Genomic DNA, 6,608 nt, shown 5'->3' on the forward strand with positions numbered 1-6,608 from the left:
TCGCTTGCACGGCAATTGCGACGTCCTGCATGCTTTCAGACTTTTTGGTCGCAGTGACAATCACGTCCTCAAGCATTTGCGCCTGTGTCAGCGCCGAGTGTGCACTCAAGGCACTGGCCGCAACAACAGAGACAACCGCTCGGTTGATGATTTTCTTTTGAAACATAGATTGCTCCCTTAGCATTTCTGTTTGTGTCGTCTTAACGCTTAAATTCTTTGCGATCGTAGTGGTCAAGACCTAGCCCGATCGACGGATAGTCGTCGACCAGCGTGCTACACCCTACCGAAATTTTACTTTAAGGTCAAAGTAGTTTGGATCTGAGAAACCCCGAAGCGATACAAAACACACACAGACTGACTTATTAAATCGATTTTAAACAGCGACTTATCGTTATAAATCGAAAAATCTCTGATAGAGACCCAAAAACAACTAATTTGAGATCAATACGATGACTGGGCATCGAAGAGCGGTCGCGTTAAATTGGTCACACCCCTGAAAACGAGTGATATAAGAACAGCCGCCGCTTAATAGCCCTCTGTTCTAAAGGGCATTTTTTTAGATCAAAAAAATGTTCGACTCAGGCGCACAAACTATGATTTCCTGAACTTCGCCTTGTGATCAGCGCAAGCTGAATCCCTAACCACAAACCTCGGCTCAGCCGACAAGGAGCGTGTATGAAAAAACACAAGCGTGATGTCTCTAATCGCCACTTTGACCGTGGCTACATGGCAGGAAATCAGGGAAAAAGCAGGGACGACTGTCCCCACTCACAACAAAACCACCGAGAACAATGGCTAGCAGGCTGGCGCGATGGTCGCTCTGACTATTGGGATGGTGTTACCGGGTCAGCCACGCTGCCCAGAATGCTCTCGATATAATCAACGGCTTAGGTTTGCCTGTTTAAAACCGCGGGCGGCTGCGCTTATTGCATCCGATCCGCGATAAATAAAGCCAGTGTAGAGCTGCAGTAGCGAGGCACCTGCTTCTCGTTTCTCGGCCGCCGAGCGCTCATCAAAGATACCGCCTACACCAATAATGGGTAATTCGCCCTTTAAATGCTGGTACAGGGCCGTCACGACTTCCGTAGATCGACTTCTCACTGGCACGCCACTAAGACCGCCAGCTTCCTGTGCATAGGGATGCCCCAACACAGCGTCGCGCTCTATCGTGGTATTGGTAGCAATAATCCCGTCAATCGATGTCTCCATTAACGTATCGGCGACCGATAGCAAATCATCATGGCTCATGTCAGGTGCAATTTTTACGACTAAAGGCACACGCTTCTCGTTAATGGCGTCCAGCCGATAACACTGCTCTCGCAAACTCGACACCAGATGTTTCAAAGGTTCGCCGAACTGAAGCTGCCGCAAGTTAGGCGTATTAGGTGAACTTAAGTTAACCACGATGTAATCAGCATAGCCGTGGACCGCATCGAGACACTGCCGATAATCGTCCAAGGCATTCTCCAATGGGGTCGTCGCATTTTTGCCGATATTGACACCCAAAACACCTGAATATTTTCGGCGCTTTATACGACCGACCATGTGCTCCAAACCCTTATTGTTGAAACCCATGCGATTGATAATCGCTTGGTGTTCGGGCAATCGAAACAGACGCGGCTTCGGATTACCGTCTTGCGGTTTTGGCGTTACAGTCCCCACTTCAATAAAACCGAACCCCAAAGCGCCAAGGGCGTCAATGTGGTCGCCATTTTTATCGAGGCCGGCGGCCAAACCGATGGGATTATCAAAGGTCAAACCCATCACGTGTTGCGGATTAGGTTTTAAGTCAGACGCAATCATCCAGCTCATGCGCAGCGCGTGATAAGCATCTAAGCCTAACATGGCTGCTGAGTGGGCAGCTTCAGGTGGAAGCAAATGGGTAAATTTGGCCGCTAAAGACATAGTTGCACCGAATAACCAAACAAGGCGCGCATGCTACTGTGCTTGAGCTGCGCGGGCAAGCTCAGATAGCTCTCGCAGCACCACTGTGTACACCGCAAAGTCTGGGGTTTGAACTGTTTTTAATTGCGCCATAACGTCCGCCCACCGCCTGAGCGCTGCTTGTTGTCCTGCGCTCCATTGCGTCAAAACCTCGCCCATCGTTAACTGCCCGCGTGTAATAGACGAAATCATGGCTCGACACAAAGACAATTGGATATCAACAATCTGCTCGAGATAGGCGTCTCTAGCCAATACCCGCCACTCGCTATCGACCGGGGTGCTTAAAAGCGCTCGAGTCAAAACATCAAGCTCCAGAAGCCGCTCTACATCGAAAAACAATTGAGCCAAGTCCTCAAGACTGCATTGTAAGGCCGCGGCATTCTGAACTAAGCCAGGAAATATGTGGGCATAATCACTAAGACTAAGCAAATTACACAATCGCGGATCATCAAACAGACTTTGCCATTCTAACTGCCGATGACGCCACCGCGCGCCATCGGCCTCGACGGCTTTGAGGAAGTCCCCAGTCAACAACGATGTGATACCCGATCTAAACGTAGCGGCAGCCCCCTGTAAACTGCCAGGTTCTGCTGGATTGCGAAGAAACCAACGGAGCGTTCGCTTCAAAAGCTGACTCAGCTGCGTCAAGCCTCGATACATGTGCTCTGGCGAGGTTGACTGCCCTTTTTTAACCAAAATCGACCAAAAGTGCTCCAAATCGAAGACATTCAAAGCCATCACATAGGATCGAGCAAACACCTCAGGCGAAGCACCTGTAGCGTGCAACTGTCGAAAATACACATTAGGGCCCAGGCGATTCACCATATCATTGGCGAGCTGAGTTGCCAAAATCGCCGGATACAGGCTGTGCTGCCTTAAAAAAGGGCCAAACTCGCCGATGAGAGCACTGGGAAATGAACGTTCCACCCACGTCAAGAAGGCATCGTCCTGAACCAGACTATCACTCTGCAGCAAACGTTTAAGATGCGATTTGCTCGCGGACAACAAAACGGCAAGCTCTGGCCGGGTAAGCCCTTGGCCCTGAGCCCGCCGCTCGGCGATTTCGTCATTAGTGGGTAAAAACTCCAACGCCCGATCCAGAATATCGATCGCATCGAGCTCTTCAATAAGCTGCTGGTACTCCAGTACCCGTTCGTGGGAATCTTTCGCGAGCAAACTTAAAGCCAAGGTTTGCGAACGATTGTTGTGCAACACATGGCGCGTTACCGATTCGGTATACGATTCAAGCCGAGCCACCCGTGTGGCAGAGTCCAACAAATCTTGTTCCATCAAAGTATTGAGGAAGATCTTGATATTGACTTCATGGTCCGAGCAATCTACGCCACCTGCATTGTCGATAAAGTCAGTATTGCAGCGCCCTCCCGCCAAACAGTATTCAATCCGTCCTCGTTGCGTCATGCCGAGGTTACCCCCCTCACCAACGACTTTGGCGCCAAGCTCTGCACCATTCACGCGCAGCGCGTCTCCCGCCTTATCGCCGACCTCGAGATGACTTTCGGTGGATGATTTCACGTACGTGCCAATTCCACCGTTCCACAGCAGATCTACCTTGGATTTTAACAACAAGTGAATCAGCTCGGTTGGCGTCAAGGTTTTTGCATCAGTTTGCAACAGAGCTTGCATAGGTTCAGACAACACAATGCGCTTAGCACTGCGGTCGAATACGCCACCTCCGTCAGAAATCAAACTCTGATCATAATCCGCCCAGCCATTCGTCGACTCTTTGAATAAGCGCTGACGCTCAGCGAAGCTCGCAACAGCATCTGGACTGGGGTCTATGAAAATATGTTTGTGGTTAAAGGCCGCCACCAACAGCAATGATTTCGACAGCAACATACCATTGCCAAACACATCGCCTGACATATCGCCAATACCGATCGTCACCACGGGATCGCGCTGCACATCCACACCTAGCTCATGAAAATGCCGCTGCACCGACACCCACGCGCCCCGAGCGGTGATACCCATTTTTTTGTGGTCGTAACCAACGCTGCCACCTGACGCAAATGCGTCACCCAACCAGAAGTTAAAGTCGGCGGCGATTTGATTGGCAATATCTGAAAAGGTAGCCGTACCCTTGTCGGCAGCTACCACTAAATAAGGATCATCACCATCGTGCACCACCAACTTCGAGTTTCGAACAATCGCACCCCCAATTTGGTTATCAGTTAACTCCAATAAGGCCCGAATGAATAGCTGATAACAGGCAACACCCTCCTCGTTGCGCTGCTCACGGCTCATCCCCGGATGCACTTGCCTGGCAACGAAACCGCCTTTAGCTCCCACCGGCACGATAACCGCATTTTTGACCTGCTGAGCTTTGACCAGACCCAGCACCTCGGTTCGAAAATCTTCAGACCGATCGGACCAACGCAAACCGCCGCGAGCTACCGGACCTCCGCGTAAATGCACGCCTTCGACACGAGGGGAATAAATATAGATTTCGCGGTAAGGTACCGGTCGCACCATATCGGCGATGACAGCAGGTTTAAATTTAAACGCAAAATGGGAGCGAGTTGCTGAGCCCTCCTGCAAAAAGAAATTGGTTCGCACCGTAGCCTCAAGCAGGCCCCAGTAATGCCGCAACACGCGGTCCTCACCTAGATTTTCTACTTGCTCGAGGCCCCGCTCGAATGAGACAGCGAGGCGCTCAGAAGCGTCGCCCCACTCGGCCCATTGATCAGGGTCGAATTTCGCGTAAAACGCCTTGATCAGGAGCGAAGCCAAGCCCATATGCTGACTTAGCGTCGCGGCCATAAACTCTGGATTGTAAGAAAATAGAATTTGTTTGGAGTAACGTGCGTAAGCGCGCAAGACCGCAACATCGCGCCACGACAAACCCGCACCAAGCAGTAATTGATTGAATGCATCAACTTCTGCTACACCCCGCCAAATCGCCAAGAAGGCGGCTTCGACATTCGTCTTAACGTCATCAATAGTCAGCTGGCTGGTAAATTTATACTGCAGCGTAAAATCTTGAATCCAAAAGTGACCTGCAACCTCAGTCAGAATTTTGTAAGGACGCTCCGACAAGACTCGCAGCCCCATTGACTCAAGCACGGGTAACACATCGGAAAGCGGCAGTGAGGCGCCACGATGGTACAACCTTAAACTGAATTCGCCCTCGTGTGCAGTGGAGGAATGCAAGACTGGCCTCAGGGGCTGAGTTTCGCATAACCGATCGAGAATCAGCACGTCATCGGCCGCAATATCGGCTGCAAAATCGCTTTGATACCCTAAACTAAAGTACTGACCATACTTTCCCACTAAAGTCTGAGCCTGCCGCTTCCCGCGCAGATCGCGCAATCGAGCCTGCAAACGCTCCATCCACCCCTGCGTGATGTCTTGCACTTCAGATTCCAATTCTGATTCGGAATGTCGCTCTAACTGCAAGGGATCGCAAAGAAAAACAAAGTGCACTCGGACTAATACCGATTCAGAGAACTGAGTCGAAAACTCAGCTTCGACAGCTCCGAGTGCTGACATTAAGCTGGATTGGATGCGCTCACGTAACTGAGTGTTGTATAGCTCACGAGGGACGTATACCAAACAATTTGCAAACCCCGTCTGCACATCGCGACGAATAAATAAGCGAGTCTGCCTGCGTTCTTGAATACGGTTAATTGCAGTGACATTTTCCAAAAGTGTTTCGAGATCGGACTGGAACAATTCATCGCGGGGGTACAATTCGATGACGCGCAGCAACTCACGCCCCTCATGCTCTTGTTCATCAAACCCAGCCCGTTCTAATAAGTCGTCAATACGACCACGCAGCCACGGTATCTCGCGCGGATCCTGGTTGTAAGCAGCAAAGGTGAGTAAAATCAGAAAGCGATGAACGCCACAGCAAATGCCGTTCGAATCTACTACGGCCACATCAACGGTATCGGGATAAGCCCACCGATGCACCCGACTGCGAACCGATAATTTCCCGAACCGTATCGCTCCACCTCGCAAGGAGCGGCCCAGATAGTTTGGCACAGAATCGTAACCAACGTTACGGTGCGCTGGGTATTGCAACAAACCCAGTACGTCAGAAACCGTTGTTTGTCCAGCCTCCGACACTTCAAAATATTGGTACCCAAGTAAGGTCGCTTTCCCCGCGGCAAACCAAGCCAGCAACTCGGCGATCTCGGACTGAGGGCTAGGCCCAGCCAACAGTTGCTGTTGCGTCGAAGCGAGCCGCGCTTGAATTGATGTAAAGTTTGACACAACCGCATCGACCTGAGCCATCACATCCGACAGCTCGGGTAATACAACAGAGTCCAAATCTGCTGGCTCCTGCTGCTCCACCTCAAAATATAAAATGCTGATAGGGGTCCCAGTACTGTGACCAACACGTCGCGCGCCCAAGCTGGCCTCGTCCGGCTCAGACACCCTGACGTTGCAGGAAGTGAGCCAATCAATACTGATGTTGAGCCGGTGCAGTGCACCGCGGATCGATGCCGTACAAAAAGGCATTTGAGGGCACACGACCACAATGACGCTATTGTCGCTGTTCCACCCGAAATGATCACGATCGGGCGTCAATGCCTGAATATCGACCGAACCATTGACCCAGGTGTCCAGATAGCTCTGCAACCACTCGATCCTTGCCGCCAAATCCTCAACAGACTGGCGACCAAGATCTTCCATACCCAAAC

General features: G+C 51.1%; 2 protein-coding genes and 1 pseudogene. 1 reads left to right on the plus strand and 2 read right to left on the minus strand.

Features of this window, described 5'->3' with window-relative positions; translation table 11 throughout:
• The first annotated feature begins 675 nt into the window (after positions 1-675).
• The gene (gene rmf, locus ACTF5Z_RS05820; protein ID WP_423850221.1) at positions 676-879 is read left to right on the plus strand and encodes a ribosome modulation factor; all 204 of its coding nucleotides are present in this window, start codon (positions 676-678) and stop codon (positions 877-879) included.
• On the opposite strand, the gene ACTF5Z_RS05825 is transcribed toward rmf, so the two are convergent.
• Positions 880-1,905, minus strand: a complete 1,026-nt coding sequence (locus tag ACTF5Z_RS05825) for a quinone-dependent dihydroorotate dehydrogenase (RefSeq protein WP_438984857.1) — start codon at positions 1,903-1,905, stop codon at positions 880-882.
• Between the two features lie 33 nt (positions 1,906-1,938).
• Positions 1,939-6,608 (minus strand): annotated as a pseudogene (locus ACTF5Z_RS05830) (NAD-glutamate dehydrogenase); the annotation flags it as partial.

This window comes from Aequoribacter sp. (genome assembly GCF_965659035.1).
Taxonomy (GTDB): domain Bacteria; phylum Pseudomonadota; class Gammaproteobacteria; order Pseudomonadales; family Halieaceae; genus Aequoribacter.